This window comes from Halomicroarcula saliterrae, from assembly GCF_031624395.1.
Taxonomy (GTDB): domain Archaea; phylum Halobacteriota; class Halobacteria; order Halobacteriales; family Haloarculaceae; genus Haloarcula; species Haloarcula saliterrae.
In genome coordinates this window covers 592399-609452 of sequence record NZ_JAMQON010000001.1, presented here as the reverse complement: position 1 = coordinate 609452, position 17054 = coordinate 592399, and the positions used below count along the sequence as shown (strand labels likewise).

The following is a 17054-nucleotide window of genomic DNA, read 5'->3' as shown; positions in this document are numbered from 1 at the left end:
GCCGGAGTACCGGTATGAAGCTGTTCGGGACGGCCGGCATCCGCGGACGGGTCGACGAGCGAGTAACGCCCGAGCTCGCGCTCCGGGTCGGCCGCGCGGCCGGTCAGGACGGGAACGAGTTCGTCGTCGGCCACGACGGTCGAGTCACGTCGCCGGCGCTCGCCGACGGCCTCGCGTCGGGGCTGGTGAGCGCCGGTGTCGACGTGGTTCGCGTGGGGCAGGTGCCCACGCCGGCGCTCGCCTACGCCTCGCGGGGCCGCCGCGGCGTGATGGTGACCGCCAGTCACAACCCGCCGACGGACAACGGGCTGAAGCTGTTCGTCGACGGCCGGGAGTACGGCGACGAAGCGGAGGGACGCATCACCGAGCGGGTCGAGGCGGGCGTCGACACCGCGGCGTGGGACCGGTGGGGCGATTCGAAGCCGGAGACGGTCCTGCCGCTGTATCGCGACGCGGTAGCCGACTACGCCCGACAGCACGGTGGCGGCCCCGAGCGCCTGACCGTCGCCGTCGACTGTGGCAACGGGATGGCCGGCGTGGCGACGCCACAGGTCCTCCGGGAGCTCGGCGCCGAGGTGGTCGCCACGGAGGCCAACGTCGACGGCCACTTCCCGGCCCGCGGGAGCAAGCCGACTCCCGATACGCTCGCCCAGTTCCGTTCTTTCGTCGCCGAAGCGGGTGTCGACCTGGGGTTCGCCCACGACGGCGACGCCGACCGTATCGTCGTGGTCGACGACGAGGGGGGCATCGTCCACGAGGACACCGTGGTGGCGATGCTGGCCGAACACTACACCAGAGCGTCGGACGCCGCTGACCCAGTAGTCGTGACCACGCCCAACGCCTCCGGGCGCATCGACGAGCGGGTCAGGGCAGCGGGCGGACGGGTAGAGCGGGTCCGACTCGGAGCGCTCCACGAAGGCATCGCCCGCGAGCGCCGCGAGGCGGGGAGCGACGACGAGGTCACCGAGGTCGTCTTCGCCGCCGAACCCTGGAAACACGTCCATCCGGCCTTCGGCGGGTGGATAGACGGCGTCGCGAGCGCGGCCGTGCTGACCCGCCTCCTCGCGGCGGAGGGGCTGGGCCGGCGCCGAGCCGCCATCACGGAGCGGCCCTACCGGAAGGTGAGCGTCGACTGTCCCGACAGCCACAAGCCCGCGGTGATGGCGGCGCTGGAAAGCGCGCTTCCCGACGCCTTCCCGGAGGGCGATGTGGCCACCGAACACGGCGTCCGGCTCGCTTTCTCCGACGGCTCGTGGGCGCTGGTTCGCCCCAGCGGCACCGAGCCCTACGTCCGCCTCTACGCCGAAAGCGACGACGTGGACGCGCTGGCCGAGCGGGTGCGAGAGGTCGTGGAGTCGGCGGTCGAGGACGCCCGCTGAGGCTCGGTGGGTATTTGCCCTCCCCGCGCAATCCCGGCGTATGGACGATTTGCTGGACGCAGCCCGGGCAGCCGCGGAGTCGGCCTACGCACCGTACTCGGAGTACCGCGTCGGCGCGGCCATCGAGACGGCCGACGGGACCGTGTACACGGGCTGTAACATCGAGAACGCGAACTACTCCAACAGCCTCCACGCCGAGGAGGTCGCCGTCGGGACGGCGGTCAGCGAGGGCCACCGCTCCTTCGAGCGCCTCGCCGTCTCCTCGGCCGCCCGGGACGGCGTCACTCCCTGTGGGATGTGTCGCCAGACGCTGGCGGAGTTCTGCGACGAGGAGTTTCCCGTCGTCACCGACGGGGACGGGGAGTACACGCTCGGTGAACTGCTGCCGACGACCATCACCCGCGAGCACCTCGACCGATGACCGGTGACAGCGAAGACCCTAACGAGGACGTGCAGTACCATCTCGAAGTCGGTCCCGGCGATATCGCCCCGAGCGTGCTGCTGCCGGGCGACCCCGAACGCGTCGAGACGGTCGTCGCCGACTGGGACGGACACGCTATCCGGGGCGACCACCGCGAGTACCGCACCGCGACCGGGACCCACGAGGGGACGCCCATCTCGGTCACGTCGACCGGCATCGGCTCGCCCTCCGCCGCTATCGCGGTCGAGGAGCTGGCCCGCGTCGGCGCGGAGACGTTCCTCCGGGTCGGCTCCTGTGGCGCTATCGTCCCCGAGGCCGGCGTCGGGGACCTCGTCATCACCACCGGCGCAGTGCGACAGGAAGGAACCAGCAAGGAGTACGTCCGCGAGGACTACCCCGCCAGCGCCGACCCACGCGTCGTCTCGGCGCTGGTCGCCGCCGCCGAAACGCTGGACTACGACTACCACCTCGGCATCACCTGTTCGACGGACAGCTTCTACGCCGGCCAGTCCCGTCCCGGCTTCGGGGGGTTCGAGGCCCGCGATAGCGAGGCGAACATCGACGAACTCCGGGCGGCCGGCGTGGTCAACTTCGAGATGGAGGCCGCCAGCATCCTCACGCTCGCCTCCATCTACGGCCTCCGGGCCGGCGCGGTCTGTACCGTCTACGCCAACCGCGAGACCGGCGAGTTCCGGACCGAGGGCGAGGCGAAAGCGTCGAAATGCGCCAGCCTCGCCGTGACCTATCTGGAACGGATGGACGAAGCGGTCGAACAGTCCGATTCGGACCACTGGCACGCCGGGCTCTCTATCGAACGGTAGTGAGCTATCGCGGTTTCCAGTGTTAGCGTTCGATGGACTGCTGATACAGCACCATCTCCAAGGCGGCGTCGCCGCTTCCGACGGATATCCGCGTCTGACAGTCGAACCCGAGCCGTTCGTAAAACCCACGGGCACGGTCGTTCTCGGCACCCGTGTCCAAAACGAAGTCGCGATACCCATCGTGGAGGGCCCGCTCACGGAGCGCACGATACATCGCCGTGCCGAAGCCGTATCCCTGCCAATCGGGGTGGACGCGCATCCGTGTCAGTTCCGCGGTGGCCCCGTCGACGTCGATGTACTCATGCTTCCACTCGTCGGGTGTCGTGTACGCGCCCATTGCGACGATGGTCTCCCCGTCGAGACCGGCAAGAAACTCCCCGGCGTCGTCGAGATAGTGGTCTTCAATACCCTCGAGGTCCTCGTCAGGGAGGTCGGGCAGGTACTCGGGAGTGCCGCTCATCGCCCGGTCGTGGATTTCCCGAATTCGCTCGCCGTCACCGGGCTGGAAGCGACGGATAGCGAACTCTTGCTGTCGCTCGTTCGTCATATCTACGACAACTGCGGCCACTGGAAAAATTGTAGCGGTACCGAGATGATGTTGCGGCCCAGCATCACGCTGTTGGCCGGGAGTGGCCGCTGTGCCACGACTCGGGGAAGGACAGGCTGCCTGCTGTGAGCATACCGCTCGCCGTCAGCGAGCGGTTTCACTTCACGCGACCGAGCGAAGCGAGGGAGCGTGAAGGGAGTTTTTAGCGTAGATTTTTGCAAGGAGTGGTTCCCGCAGCGCCGAAGGCGCGAGGAAACCCGACGCAGTAAAAAGGTACTACATGTCCGGCCACGCCTTCACGGCGCGACCGAGCCCGGTGACGTCGTTTATCCAGCGGGTGGCGATGCCCTTCTTGAGCACCTTCGCCGGGAGGCCGCCGAAGGTGTCGATGGGCATGCCCATCACGTCGTGGGCGACGGCCTTCTCGCCGACGGAGATGACGGTCCCCTTGTCCTTGTGGGTCCACGTCTTCAGGGGCTGGCCCCGGACGGCACGGGCGAGGTTCTCGCCGGCGACCTCGGCGGCCTGCCAGGCGGCCTGTGCGGTCGGGGGCGCCGGGTTCTCGCCGGGCTGGTCGATGAGCGCGCAGTCGCCGATGGCGAAGACCCGTTCGTTCGTGGTCTGGAAGTCGCCCTCGGAGTGGATGCGGTGGTTGCGCTCGTCTTTCTCGACGTCGACGTCGCGGACGGCGTCCCGACCCGTGATGCCGCCGGTCCAGACGAGCACGTCGTAGTCGAGTTCGTCCTCGTCGCCGATGTAGACGGTCTCCTCGTCGACCTCGCCGATGAACTCGCCACACTCGATGTTGACGTCACGCGCTTCGAGGCGCTTGCGCAGCGCGCCCTGGAGTTCGGGGTCGTTGCCCGGGAATATCTCGTCGAGACCCTCGACGAGATGGATGTCGATGGGCGCGCGATGGTCGTCGCGGAACTCGGCGATCTCGCCACAGGTCTGGATACCGGAGAGGCCGGCACCGCCGACGACCACCTGTGCGGGGTCGCTCTGGGAGCCCTCGCGGGCCGCTTCCTGGACGGCGTCGTGGATGCCCAGCGCGTCGTCGAGGCTCTTGAGCGTGTGGGCGTACTCTTCGAGCCCGTCGATACCGAAGAAGGCGGTCTGGGAACCCAGGCCGACCAGCAGGTAGTCGTACTCCACGGGGTCTCGGCTATCGAGTTCGACCGTGCGGTCGTCGGTGTCGATACCGGTGACGGAGTCCTGGATGAACTCTGTCGTCGGCTGTTTGATCTCGTGGACCGGGATCGCGACCTTGTCCTGGACGGCCGGGTCGCGGATGCACCGGTGGGACTCGTGGAGGACCAGGTGGTAGTCCGTATCGGAGATCCACGTCACGTCGGCTTCACCGTTCAGTTCGTCTTCGAGGCTCTTGATGGCGCCTGCACCGGCATACCCAGCGCCGAGTACGACAACCTTGTCGGTCATACCTGCGATTCGGGACGGGGATGATACAAAGGCTACGGAATCGCCGTTAGAAACGTGAACAATCGTGGGAGATAGGGACCACAGCGGCGTGGTCCCGAGGGAGACAGGTCAGTGTTCGGGCTCGCCGGCCGGGGCGCGCATATCGTCGATCTTGAGAATGAGCTTGTTGCTCGTGTCGTCTTTGCCCTGCAGGGTGCCGATAATCTGGAGCTTCGAGAGCGGCGTCGGGCCGACGGTGATGTCGTCGCCCTCGTGGAACGCGGTGATGCTCCCCTGTAGCTGAATCTCGGCCCGGCACTGCTCGGGATGGTGGACGCTCGTGAGGTCTATCTCCTCGACGTTGGCGTGTTCGACGAGCTCGCCGTTGTGTCGCAGCGGCACCTCGGCGGCCTGGTCCATCTCCTGAATCTGGAGCGTGTCGTAGGCCGTGGCCGTCGGCTTGTAGCCGCCTTTCGGCCCGGGTACGCCTTCGACGAGCTGCAGCGCTTTCAGGCTCTGCATCTGGTTCCGGATGGTCCCGGGATTGCGGTCGACTTTCTCAGCGATATCCTCGCCTTTGACCGCGCTCTCGCTCTCGCGGTACAGGTTCACGAGCTCCTGTAGAATGTTTTTTTGGCTGGGTGTCAGTTCGATTGAAGACATAATCTGTCGTTCGGCACAGCCGCCCTTAAAAGCGACGGTGGTTACACCGAGCGGTCGATTTTCCGCCGGCGGTACGACGGATTAATAGCGACATAATTTTACTGTCACCACGTGGGGTTTTGGCCATGAACGGACAACGTGTGTTGGTGACAGGCGGCGGCGGGTTCATCGGGTCGAACCTGGCGAATTCACTGGCTGCTGACAACGACGTCGTCGCACTCGACGACGGCTATCTCGGGACGGCGGACAACGTGAGCGACGACGTCGAGTACGTCCGGGCGAGCGTGCTCGAAGACGACCTGCCGACAGACGTGGACGTCGTCTTCCACCTCGCTGCGCTGTCGTCCTACGCCATGCACGAGGAGAACCCGACGAAGGGGGCGCGGGTCAACGTCGAGGGGTTCGTCAACGTCGTCGAGCAGGCCAGAGACGACGGCTGTGACACCGTCGTCTACGCTTCCACGTCCTCTATCTACGGTGACCGCACGGAGCCCTCGCCCGAAGAGATGCCGGTGACCGTAAACACCGGCTACGAGGCCTCGAAGCTCGCACGGGAGCGCTACGCCGAGTACTTCCACAACCACTACGACCTCTCGATGGCCGGGATGCGGTTTTTCTCCGTCTATCAGGGTATGGAGGACGGCGCCGAGGAACACAAGGGCGAGTACGCGAACCTCATCGCGCAGTTCGCAGACGACGTCGCTAACGGCCGCCGCCCGGTGATATGGGGCGACGGGACCCAGACGCGGGATTTCACGCACGTCGACGATATCGTTCGCGGCCTCGAACTGGCGGCCGACCACGAGCTGACCGGCATCTACAACCTCGGCACCGGCGAGCAGTACAGCTTCAACACGCTCGTCCGCCGTCTCAACGACGCCCTGGGCACCGACGTGGAACCGGTGTTCGAGGAGAATCCCATCCCGGAGGACGTCTACGTCCACGACACGATGGCCGATGCGACGAAGATGCGCGAGGCGACGGGCTGGGAACCCCGGATTTCCTTCGAGGAAGGTGTCAGGCGGGTCTGCGAGCAGTACGAGTAGGTCGGATCGGGCGGTAGTGCCACTGCCCTTTATCCCCTCGGTGTCCAATTTCGACTATGGATATCCGGATTCTCGGCGTGCCGATGGACCTCGGTGCCGACCGACGGGGGGTGGACATGGGTCCCTCGGCGATTCGATACGGCGACCTCGCGACCCAGCTCGAGGAGTTCGGTGCCGCGTGTACCGACGGCGGTGACCTCGCGGTGCCCCGGCCGGAGGAACGCGACCCCGACAGCTCACAGCCCGACGGGGGCCGAGCGAAGTTCCATCGGGAGACGAAGGAGGTCTGTGAGGATATCACGACGGCGGTCCGCTCGACCGTCGCCGACGGCGAGACACCGCTGGTGCTCGGCGGCGACCACTCCATCGCTATCGGCACCGTCGCCGGCGCGGCCGGGCCCGACGAGTCCCTCGGCGTCGTCTGGTTCGACGCCCACGGGGACTTCAACACGCCACGGACGACGCCCAGCGGGAACATCCACGGGATGGCGCTCGCGGCCATCCTCGGCAAGGGTTCTTTCGGCGGCGAGGCCTGGGCACACACCCCCGCGGTCAGCGAGTCGAACGTCGCGCTAGTGGGGTTGCGCGACCTCGACGACGGCGAACAGCGACTCGTCCGGGAGAGCGACGTGACGGCGTACACGATGTCCGATATCGACGCCCGGGGTCTCCCAGCGGTCGTCTCCGAAGCGCTCGATATCGCCACCGACGGGACTGACGCGATACACGTCTCGCTCGACCTCGACTGGCTCGACCCGTCGGAGGCGCCGGGCGTCGGGACGCCGGTCCGCGGCGGCGTCTCCTACCGGGAGGCCCACAGCGCGATGGAGGCGGTCGCGAGATACCGCGACCAGCTGCGGTCGTTCGAGCTCGTCGAGGTGAACCCCATCCTCGACGACCACAACCGCACCGCAGAGCTGGCCTGTGAGCTGGCAGCCAGCGCCTTCGGCAAACGCGTCCTCTGAGGGGGAGGAGAGCGGAAAACCGGTCTCAGCCGGACTCCGACACCCGGTCAGTGACGTTCTCGTCGTCGAGGAACAGTCGGAGGCCCGATTCGCCGCCCGTCCGCTCGAAGGACTCGATGGGGCCGGTCAGCAGATACGCGTCACCGGACTCGTCACCGGTCGAGCCGTCGACTGACGTGGTGTCACCGCTGTCGAAGACGAGGTCGTCGGCGTCCGCGGCGACGCCGTCGTCGCCCAGCTGTGTCTTGCGGACGCTCCCGTCGACGGTGAACCGGTAGTCCACCTCGGCGTCGTCGGTGGTCGAAAGCACTCTGAAGAGCCGCGAGTCCCCGAGGAAGTCGTCGGTAACCGCCTCGCCGTCGCGGAGCAGCCGGAGACCCGATTCGCCGCCCGTCCGCTCGAAGGACTCGATGGAGCCGGTCAACAGATACGCGTCGCCGGCCCCATCGCCCGTCGAGCCGACGACGGTCGTAGTGTCACCGGTTCCGAACACGCGGTCGTCGGTGTCCGCGGCGACGCCCTCGTCGTCGAGTCGTATCTTCTCGACGGTCCCGCCCACGGTGAATCGGTAGCTGACCTCGGCGTCCGCCGTCGTCGACAGCACCCTGAACACGTCGGCCTCGTCGGACTGTCCGCTCGCGACACCTCCCAGTCCGACGAGTCCGGCGAGCGCCGAGAGGAGGGGCCGCCGGCGTATCCGCTCGAACGGTGGTCGGTCGGTCCGGTCACTGCCGGTACATCTCTGTGGTGTCATGCTGATCGCTGCGGTGATACGCACGTTCCACGCCGTGCAACTGGGACAGCCCCCAGCGGTCGGAACGCACCGCTCCGTAGTGAGAGTCTGTCACGGCGATAGTTGTGTATTGTTACAGCTTGCCTGCGCGTTCGTGGCCGTATCCGGGCGACACTCGGAGGAGTCGGCCTGAAAAGAGCGCGTCACACCTCGCTGTCGGTCGGTACTGCCACACACGTTTTTGGTGCTTGGAGGCCGCTGTCGCCGACTGCCGCTCACGGCAACAACGCGGGTGAGAAAAGCCGCGCGTCGCGAGTTCGATGTCCCGTGTGAGCACTGTGGCAGCGTCGAAGCCGCCGGCGCGAGGTGTTACTCCTCGCTACCGTCGGCCGGCACCACGGTGACGCTCGCGACCCCGTCGCCCGCTTCCAGTTCCATGATGGTCACGCCCATCGTGTTGCGGCCGACCTGTGAGATGTCGCCCGCCCGGATGCGCATAATCTGGCCCTGCTCGGACATGATGACCAGATTGTCGTCGTCGGTGACGGCCTTGGCCGTCGAGACGCGGCCGTTGCGCTCGTCGGTCTTGATGTCTATGAGCCCCTGTCCGTAGCGGGACTGTGGCCGGTACTCCGCCAGGGCGGTCCGCTTCCCGAAGCCGTTCTTCGTGACCGTCAGCAGCGACCGCGGGTCGTCGTCGGTGGTCGCGACCATCGCGGCCACGTGGTCGTCCGCCTGCAGTTTGATACCGTGGACGCCGCGCGCCGACCGCCCCATCTCGCTGACCTCGCTCTCGTCGAAGCGGATGGTCATCCCCTGCTCCGTCGCGATGACGAGGTCACCGGTGCCGTCGGTGACGTCCACGTCGACGAGTTCGTCGCCGTCCTCCAGCTTGGCGGCCCGGATACCCGTCGAGAGGATGTTCTCGAACTGGTCACAGCAGGTCCGCTTGACGTACCCGTCCCGCGTCACCATCGTGATGCACTCGTTGTCGTCGAAGTCGTCCGTCGAGACGACGGCCGTCAGCTCCTCGCCGTCGTCTAAGTCGAGTAGATTGATGGCCGACTTCCCGCGGGCGGTGCGGGACATCTCGGGCACCTCGTAGGTCTTCAGCCGGTAGACCTGTCCCTGATTGGTGAAACAGAGCAGGTAGTCGTGGCTGTTGGCCCTGAACACCTTCGAGACGCGGTCGCCCTCCTTGGGGTCGGCGCCGATGATGCCCTTCCCGCCGCGGTTCTGCGGGTCGAAGTTCGCCACGGGCATGCGCTTGATGTAGTCGTCCTCGGTGATGACGACGACGCAGTCCTCCTCGGGGATGAGGTCCTCGTGAGTGACCTGCCCTTCGTCCTCGATGATGGCGGTGCGGCGGTCGTCGTCGTACTCGGCTTTCATCGCTTCGAGCTCGTCGACGATGACCGAATCGAGCTTCTCCGCGCTGGCGAGCACGGATTCGAGGTAGTCGATGGTCTCCTGAACGTCCGCGTACTCGTCTTCGATCTCGGCCGCTTCCATCGAGGTGAGCGAGCCCAGCTGCATCCGGACGATGTGAGCGGCCTGCTCCTCGGAGAAGTCGAACTGCTCGTGCAGGCCCGACCGCGCCGCGTCGCGGTCCTCGCTGTTGCGGATGAGCTCGACCACGTCCTCGACGTTTTCGAGGGCCTTCAGCCGGCCTTCGAGGATGTGGGCGCGGTCCTCGGCCTCTTCGAGGTCGTGTTCGGAGCGCCGGCGGACGACCTCGCGGCGGTGCTCGACGTAGTGGGCCAGCGTCTCTTTCAGCGACAGCACCTTCGGCTGGCCGTCGACCAGCGAGAGGTTGATGACGCCGAAGGTGGATTCGAGGTGGTGGTCGAGCAACCGGTTCTCGACCACGTCGATGTTGGCGCCGCGCTTGAGTTCGACGACGACGCGGACGCCGTTGCGGTCGGACTCGTCGCGCAGGTCCGAGATGCCCTCGATTTTCCCCTCGGTGACGTCCTCGGCGATGCGCTCGACGACGCGGGCCTTGTTCTCCTGATACGGGAGCTCGGAGATGACGATGCGACCCGCCTCGCGGTCGACCTCGTATTCGGCGCGCACTCTGAGGCGGCCCCGGCCCGTGGCGTACGCCGAGTAGATGGCGTCGCGACCGACGATGTTGCCGCCGGTCGGGAAATCGGGGCCCTTGACGTGTTCCATCAGGTCCTCGACGGTCGCGTCGGGGTTCCGGATGAGGTGTGTCGTCGCGTCGACCAGTTCGCCCAGGTTGTGGGGCGGGATGTTCGTCGACATCCCGACGGCGATGCCCGAGGAGCCGTTCAGCAGCAGGCTGGGCACCTTCGACGGGAGCACGTCGGGCTCTTGCAGGCGGTCGTCGTAGTTACTGGAGAAATCGACCGTGTCCTTCTCGATGTCCGCCAGTAGCTCCTCGGCGATGGGGGCCATCCGGGCCTCGGTGTAGCGCATCGCCGCGGCCGGGTCGCCGTCCATCGAGCCGAAGTTCCCCTGGCCGTCGACCAGCGGATAGCGCATCGAGAAGTCCTGTGCCATCCGCACGAGCGTGTCGTAGATGGCGCTGTCCCCGTGGGGGTGGTAGTCACCCATCGTCTCGCCGACGATGGAGGAGGACTTCCGGTGGGCGGTGTTCGAGGAGACGCCCATCTCGTGCATCGCATAGAGGATGCGCCGGTGGACGGGCTTGAGCCCGTCCCGAACGTCGGGGAGGGCCCGACCCGCGATGACCGACATCGCGTAGTCGATGTAGGACTGCTCCATCTCGTCCTCGATGCGGACGTGTTTGACCCTGTCGGCGGGAGCGGGGTCGTCGGGGACGTCCGAGCTCATATGTCCACCCACTCCGCCTCGGGCGAGTGCTCCTTGATGAACTCCTTTCGGGGCTCGACGGCGTCACCCATCAGAACGTTGAACATCTTGTCGGCCGCGGCGGCGTCCTCGATGGTGATCTGTTTGAGAATCCGGTTGTCCGGGTCCATCGTCGTCTCCCAGAGCTGTTCGGGGTTCATCTCACCGAGGCCCTTGAACCGCTGGACCTGGGTGGGGTTGCCGTCGCATTTCTCTTCGACGATGCGGTCCCGTTCCGCCTCGGTCATCGCGTCGTAGGTGTTGCCCCGATAGCGAACGCGATACAGTGGCGGCTGGGAGGCGTAGACGTAGCCCGCCTCGATGAGCGGTTTCATGTGGCGGTAGAGCAGCGTCAACAGGAGCGTCCGGATGTGGGCCCCGTCGACGTCGGCGTCGGTCATCATGATGATCTTCTCGTAGCGCAGGTCCTCGATGTCGAACTCGTCGCCGATGCCCGTTCCGAGCGCCGTGATGAGGTTCCGTATCTCGTTGTTCTCCAGAATCCGGTCCAGCCGGTGTTTCTCGACGTTCAGAATCTTCCCCTTGATGGGGAGGATGGCCTGGAACTCGGGGTTACGGCCCTGTTTCGCGCTCCCGCCCGCGGAGTCGCCCTCCACGACGAACAGCTCGGCGTCCTCCGGGTCCCGGGTCTGGCAGTCGGCCAGTTTCCCGGGCAGCGCCGTGGAGTCGAGCGCCGATTTCCGGCGGGTCAGCTCCTCGGCCTTCTTGGCGGCCTTGCGCGCTTTCGCGGCCTCGACGGCCTTCCCGACGATTGCCTCGGCGGTGTCGGGGTTCTCCTCGAAGAACGTCGAGAGCCCGTCGTGCATGGCCGATTCGACGATGCCTCGGACTTCGCTGTTGCCCAGCTTGGTCTTGGTCTGGCCCTCGAACTGCGGGTCGGGGTGTTTCACCGAGATGACGGCGGTCAGGCCCTCGCGGATGTCGTCGCCTTTCAAGGTGTCGTCGAGGTCCTTCAGCAGGCCGTTATCCGTCGCGTAATCGTTGACCACGCGTGTCAGCGACGTCTTGAACCCGGTGAGGTGGTCGCCGCCCTCGCGCGTGTTGATGTTGTTGGCGAAGGCGTGAATCGACCCCTGGAGGTCGTCGGTCCCCTGCATCGCGATTTCGACCTGTACGACCCCCTCGGGAATCTCTTCCTCGTCCTCGAAGTAGACCACGTCGCGGTGGAGCGGGTCTTTGGTCTCGTTGAGGTACTCGACGAACTCGCGGATGCCGCCGTCGTACTCGAACGTCTCGCTCGCGCCGTCGCGCTCGTCCTCGATACTGATGGCGACCCCGGAGTTGAGGAAGGCGAGTTCGCGCAGTCGGGACTGTAGCGTCGAGAAGGTGAACTCGTCGGTCTCGAAGATGTCGTCGTCGGGCCAGAACCGAACGGTGGTGCCCGTCTCCTCGTCGGGGTCGAGGTCCCGGACCTTCTTCAGGTCGTACTCGGGTTCGCCGTGGTCGAAACGCTGGCGCCACAGCGCGCCGTCGCGCTTGATATCGACTTCGAGCCACTTCGAGAGGGCGTTGACGACGCTGACCCCGACGCCGTGCAGGCCACCGGAGACCTGATAGGACTTGTTGTCGAACTTCCCCCCCGCGTGGAGGATGGTCATCACGACCTCGACGGCCGGTCGGCCGTGCTCTTCGTGTTCGTCCACGGGAATACCCCGGCCGTCGTCGCTGACGGAGACGGAGCCGTCGTCGTGGATAGTTACGCCGATAGTGTCACAGTACCCGGCGAGGGCCTCGTCGATAGCGTTGTCGACAACTTCGTAGACGAGATGGTGGAGACCCCTAGCGTCGGTCGACCCGATATACATCGCAGGCCGCTTTCGGACGGCCTCCAGCCCTTCCAAGGTCTGGATCGACTTTGCGCCGTACTCTTCAGACTCTCCTGACATAGGAACTGATTCCTCTTAGTAGATGTGGGGTCATAAAACTCCCGCACGCGCGTGCGCAACCCGAGAAAACCGGGCGACGCCGTCGGCTAGTCACCGCCGGGCTGTCCGGCCACGTGTGGGTCGTAGGCGGCCTTTACGCGCGGCGTAATACAGCGTTACCGGTAGGCGGTCACACCGCCGGCGGCGGTTCAGTTTCACCGTGGTGGCGATTACCTTTTAACCCCGACGGCGGTACCTACGCTACGAAATGACCTCGTTTCAGTCGCAACTCGGCGACGGGGAGGGCATCGCCGAGGAGCTGGCCCAGTCCCAGCGGGCCATCTCCATCGCCGAGTTCTTCGAGAAGAACAAGCACATGCTCGGCTTCGACTCGGGGGCCCGGGCGCTGGTCACGGCCGTCAAGGAGGCGGTCGACAACGCGCTCGACGCCTGTGAGGAAGCGGGTATCCTGCCCGACATCTACGTCGAGATACAGGAGGCCGGTGACTACTACCGCCTCATCGTCGAGGACAACGGGCCCGGTATCACGAAAGAACAGCTCCCGAAGATCTTCGGGAAGCTCCTCTATGGCTCCCGGTTCCACGCCCGCGAGCAGAACCGCGGCCAGCAGGGTATCGGTATCTCCGCCGCGGTGCTTTACTCCCAGCTCACCTCGGGCAAGCCCGCGAAGATAACCTCCCGGCCCAAGGGACAGGCCGACGCGCAGTACTTCGAGCTCATCGTCGACACCGATACGAACGAGCCCGAGATCAGCGTCGACGAGTCCACCTCCTGGGAACGCCCCCACGGCACCCGCATCGAGCTGGAGATGGAGGCCAACATGCGGGCCCGGTCGAGCCTGCAGGACTACATTCAGGACACCGCTGTCGTCAACCCCCACGCCCGCATCGAGTTCAAGGAGCCGGGCATGGAGACGTCGCTGAAGTTCGAGCGCGCCGAGGGCGCGGACCTCCCGGCCGAGACAGAGGAGATTCGCCCGCATCCCCACGGCGTCGAACTGGGGACGCTGCTGAAGATGCTGGACGCCACCGACTCCTACTCCATCTCCGGGTTCATGCAGGGCGAGTTCACCCGCGTCGGCGCCAAGACCGCCGACAGCGTCATCGCCAACTTCAACGACCGCCACTTCGGCCGCGGGATGGCCTGGTCGCCCCCGGCGAACCACGAGGAGGCGGACGTCGAGGCAGCCGTCGAAGACGCGGTCGTCAACAAGGGCGCGACCGCCACCGCCGAGTTCGCCGCGGCCGTCTCCGACGCCATCGAGGAGCGTGGCCGGGTCGCCCACCACGACATCGTCGCCATCGTCGAGTCGGCGGCCGAGGACGCCAAAGCGGACCACGACACCACGTTCGGCTCGACGGTCAGGGCGAACGCGGTCGAGGCGGCCTGGGCCGCCGTGACCGCCGAGCGGTCGAGCGACCTCTACGAACTCGTCGACGCCGCGACGACGGTCCGGAAGGACGACGCGGCCGTCGAGGGACTCGCCTCCCGCCTCGCCGAGAAGTTCACAGCGCCGGCCGACGCCGAGGGCGACGACGAGCGCCGCCACCGGCTGACACGCGAGGGGTTCCGCGAGTACGTCGACCGCGCCGCGGACATGACCGAAGACCAGGACGACGTGACCTTCGGCGAGACGGCGAGAGAGAACATCGTCGACGAGCTGTGGGGCGTCGCCGGCGGCGTCCCCGACGACCCGCCCACGGTCAGCGAGGTCGCGGACGACCGCGACACGGCGAGTGAGTTCCTGACCGCGATGCGCGAGACGGACATCATCGCGCCGCCGACGGACTGTCTGGCACCCATCACCTCGGAGCTCGTCGAGTCCGGCCTCCGCAAGGAGTACGACGCCGACTTCTATGCCGCCTCCACCCGGGACGCGGCGGTCCACGGCGGCGACCCGTTCATCGTCGAAGCCGGTATCGCCTACGGCGGGGACCTCCCGGCCGAGGGCGGCGTCGAGGTGCGCCGCTTCGCCAACCGCGTTCCGCTGGTGTACCAGCGGGGTGCCTGTGCCACGACGGACGTGGTCAAGTCCATCAACTGGCGCAACTACAACCTGGACCAGCCCGGCGGGTCGGGCATCCCGAACGGGCCGGCGGTCATCATGGTCCACGTCGCCTCCACGAACGTCCCCTTCACCAGCGAATCGAAAGACGCCATCGCGAACGTCCCCGAGATGGAAGACGAGATAGAGCTCGCCATCCGGGAGGCCGCCCGCGAGCTCAAGAGCTACCTCAACAAGCGGCGCTCGATGCAACAGCGCCGGGAGAAACAGGACAAGCTGGCGACTATCCTCCCCGAGATGGCCGAGAAGCTCACCGAAGTGACGGGGAGCGACGAGCTGAACATCGACGACTCCATCGCCCGCATCATGAACAACGTCCTGGTCGAGCGGGAGGTCGAGGGCGACACGGTGAAACTCGTCGTCGAGAACAACGACGACACCAACGCCGAACTGGACGTGACCGACATCGTCAGCGTCGAGCCCCGGAAGACCAACGGCGCACAGGTCCTGGAGATGGACGGCGAGTGGTTCGTGAAGTGGTCGCCGACCGTCCCGGCCGGCGAGCGAGCGGTACTGGAGTACAGCGTGGACGACGAGGCCGAGTTCACCGTCTCGGTCGACGGCATCGAAGCGGAGAAACTGACGGTGGACGCCTGACCTATGAGTTCAGAGACAAAGACACAGGAAGAGGTGGCACGCGAGAAGCTCATCGACCTCGCGTCGGAGTTCTACGACCAGTTCGCCGAGGGGGACGTGCCGACGATGTCGATTCCCACCCGGACGAAATCCAACATCGAGTACGACGAGGAGAAATCGGTGTGGGTGTACGGCGACCGGAAATCCACCCGGTCGGCCAAGACCGTCTCGGGGGCCGAGAAGCTGCTGAAAGCGACCTACGCCATCGACTTCCTCGCACAGCAACTGGAGGAGGACCGCTCGTCGACCCTGCGTGAACTGTACTACCTCTCGGAGTCGTGGGACCTCGAAGAGGCGCAGTTCAACAGTCAGGACGAGTCCAACGACCTCATCGAGGACCTCGAAATCGTCTCGGACGTGACCCGCGAGGACTTCCACATGCGCCCGGAGGAGTCCGGTGCGACCATCATGGGCCCGCTGAAACTGCGCGAACAGACCCGCCGGGGCGAACGCGAGATTCACTGTCAGAAAGACGTCGGCGAGGGTGGCTACCAGATTCCCAACAACCCCGACACCATCGAGTTCCTGGAGAACGACGCCGACTTCGTGCTGTGCGTGGAGACCGGCGGGATGCGGGACCGGCTCGTCGAGAACGGGTTCGACGAGGAGTACAACGTCATCGTCGTCCACCTGAAGGGCCAGCCGGCCCGGGCGACCCGGCGCATCACCAAGCGGCTCCACGACGAACTCGACCTCCCCGTAGTGGTCTTCACTGACGGTGACCCGTGGTCGTACCGAATCTACGGTTCGGTGGCCTACGGCTCCATCAAGTCCGCACACCTCTCGGAGTATCTGGCGACGCCCGAAGCCCAGTTCGTCGGCATCCGCCCCGCCGATATCGTGGAGTACGACCTCCCGACGGACCCGCTCGCCGACTCCGACATCAACGCCCTGGAGTCCGAGCTGGAGGACCCCCGCTTCCAGACGGAGTTCTGGAGAGAGCAGATAGAGCTGCAACTCGACATCGGGAAGAAGGCCGAACAGCAGGCGCTCGCCTCGCGCGGGCTGGACTTCGTGACGGACACGTATCTTCCTGAGCGACTGACCGAGATGGGCGTCATCTGACACGCATCGAGGTGTCGCGACTGGAAGAATCCCGGAACGGCTCACTGAGATGGGCGTGCTGTAGGGTCGCTGTCTCGTGAGACGGTGCCGCTGCGTTACCGACCGGCCGACTGCACAGAGTGCCGTTCCGTCCGCAGTTCGCTGTCGATGAGGAGATCCGAGACGCTCTGTCCGTTCGGTTCGATGCGCCCCTGTGCCGTGTCGTAAGTGAGCGTCCCCGAGTCGGCGAGTTTCGGGAGGTGAGTGTGGTGGAGCGACACCCTGACGGACTCGACCGCGACGACGCTCGGTCGGGTCCTGGAGTCGGTATCCTCCCACATCGCGATTCGCTTCGCCAGTGTTTGCACGCTGACAACTCCGTTGCTGTCCTGAAGCAGGTGGAGTACGTACCGGCGCCGCGGGTGGCTGAGCAGTTCGAAGAGCTCCGAAAGGGTTCTGGTATCGGCGACTGACATCAAAACGGACTCGGTGACGAACACGCATTAGTGTTGTTAGTCAGAAACAATTAACTTTTGAGTAATACAACTGTTTTGTCAAGAACTGTGTAAA

14 protein-coding genes are annotated in these 17054 nt (G+C 65.9%); 7 read left to right on the top strand and 7 right to left on the bottom strand.

Annotation, left to right across the window (positions count from 1 at the left end):
- Positions 1-14 precede the first annotated feature (14 nt).
- The 3 genes from NDI56_RS03370 to NDI56_RS03360 are packed head-to-tail and all read left to right on the top strand — an operon-like array spanning position 15 to position 2621.
- A complete protein-coding gene (locus NDI56_RS03370; protein ID WP_310918013.1) occupies positions 15-1379 on the top strand; it encodes a phosphopentomutase/phosphoglucosamine mutase in 1365 nt (454 codons plus the stop codon).
- A 40-nt stretch (positions 1380-1419) separates the two neighbouring features.
- Positions 1420-1800, top strand: a complete 381-nt coding sequence (gene cdd / locus NDI56_RS03365) for a cytidine deaminase (RefSeq protein WP_310918012.1) — start codon at positions 1420-1422, stop codon at positions 1798-1800.
- A complete protein-coding gene (locus NDI56_RS03360) occupies positions 1797-2621 on the top strand; it encodes a nucleoside phosphorylase (protein ID WP_310918011.1) in 825 nt (274 codons plus the stop codon). The genes cdd and NDI56_RS03360 overlap by 4 nt, the downstream gene beginning before the upstream one ends.
- 22 nt (positions 2622-2643) lie before the next feature.
- On the opposite strand, the gene NDI56_RS03355 is transcribed toward NDI56_RS03360, so the two are convergent.
- The 3 genes from NDI56_RS03355 to NDI56_RS03345 all read right to left on the bottom strand — a co-directional run bounded on the left by NDI56_RS03355 (position 2644) and on the right by NDI56_RS03345 (position 5250).
- Entirely contained in the window at positions 2644-3168 is a 525-nt protein-coding gene (locus tag NDI56_RS03355; RefSeq protein ID WP_310918010.1) for a GNAT family N-acetyltransferase, read from the bottom strand.
- 276 nt (positions 3169-3444) lie between these two features.
- Positions 3445-4608 (bottom strand): NAD(P)/FAD-dependent oxidoreductase, encoded by a 1164-nt coding sequence (locus NDI56_RS03350; protein ID WP_310918009.1) that lies wholly within the window; start codon positions 4606-4608, stop codon positions 3445-3447.
- A gap of 108 nt (positions 4609-4716) precedes the next feature.
- Complete coding sequence (locus NDI56_RS03345; RefSeq protein WP_310918008.1) at positions 4717-5250, bottom strand: HTH domain-containing protein; 534 nt, start codon at positions 5248-5250, stop codon at positions 4717-4719.
- A gap of 125 nt (positions 5251-5375) precedes the next feature.
- Between NDI56_RS03345 and NDI56_RS03340 the strand changes: the two genes are divergently transcribed.
- Both NDI56_RS03340 and rocF read left to right on the top strand, forming a co-directional pair.
- Complete coding sequence (locus NDI56_RS03340) at positions 5376-6296, top strand: NAD-dependent epimerase/dehydratase family protein (RefSeq protein ID WP_310918007.1); 921 nt, start codon at positions 5376-5378, stop codon at positions 6294-6296.
- A gap of 56 nt (positions 6297-6352) precedes the next feature.
- Complete coding sequence (gene rocF, locus NDI56_RS03335; RefSeq protein ID WP_310918006.1) at positions 6353-7261, top strand: arginase; 909 nt, start codon at positions 6353-6355, stop codon at positions 7259-7261.
- A gap of 25 nt (positions 7262-7286) precedes the next feature.
- Here the strand turns inward: rocF and NDI56_RS03330 are convergent, their stop codons facing one another.
- The 3 genes from NDI56_RS03330 to gyrB form a co-directional block, all read right to left on the bottom strand.
- The gene (locus NDI56_RS03330) at positions 7287-8015 is read right to left on the bottom strand and encodes a hypothetical protein (protein ID WP_310918005.1); all 729 of its coding nucleotides are present in this window, start codon (positions 8013-8015) and stop codon (positions 7287-7289) included.
- 348 nt (positions 8016-8363) lie between these two features.
- Complete coding sequence (gyrA, locus tag NDI56_RS03325; RefSeq protein WP_310918004.1) at positions 8364-10814, bottom strand: DNA gyrase subunit A; 2451 nt, start codon at positions 10812-10814, stop codon at positions 8364-8366.
- Positions 10811-12739, bottom strand: coding sequence for a DNA topoisomerase (ATP-hydrolyzing) subunit B (gyrB, locus tag NDI56_RS03320; protein WP_310918003.1), 1929 nt, complete (start codon positions 12737-12739; stop codon positions 10811-10813). The genes gyrA and gyrB overlap by 4 nt, the downstream gene beginning before the upstream one ends.
- Positions 12740-12986: 247 nt before the next feature.
- Here gyrB and NDI56_RS03315 point away from each other — a divergent pair, with 247 nt between their 5' ends.
- Together NDI56_RS03315 and NDI56_RS03310 are read left to right on the top strand one after the other, a co-directional pair.
- On the top strand, positions 12987-15401 hold the full coding sequence (locus NDI56_RS03315; protein WP_310918002.1) for a DNA topoisomerase VI subunit B: 2415 nt from the start codon (positions 12987-12989) through the stop codon (positions 15399-15401).
- Positions 15402-15404: 3 nt separating this feature from the next.
- Positions 15405-16505: a DNA topoisomerase IV subunit A gene (locus NDI56_RS03310; protein ID WP_310918001.1), complete on the top strand. Its 1101-nt coding sequence runs from the start codon at positions 15405-15407 to the stop codon at positions 16503-16505.
- 95 nt (positions 16506-16600) lie between these two features.
- On the opposite strand, the gene NDI56_RS03305 is transcribed toward NDI56_RS03310, so the two are convergent.
- Entirely contained in the window at positions 16601-16960 is a 360-nt protein-coding gene (locus NDI56_RS03305) for a DUF7344 domain-containing protein (RefSeq protein WP_310918000.1), read from the bottom strand.
- Positions 16961-17054: the final 94 nt, after the last annotated feature.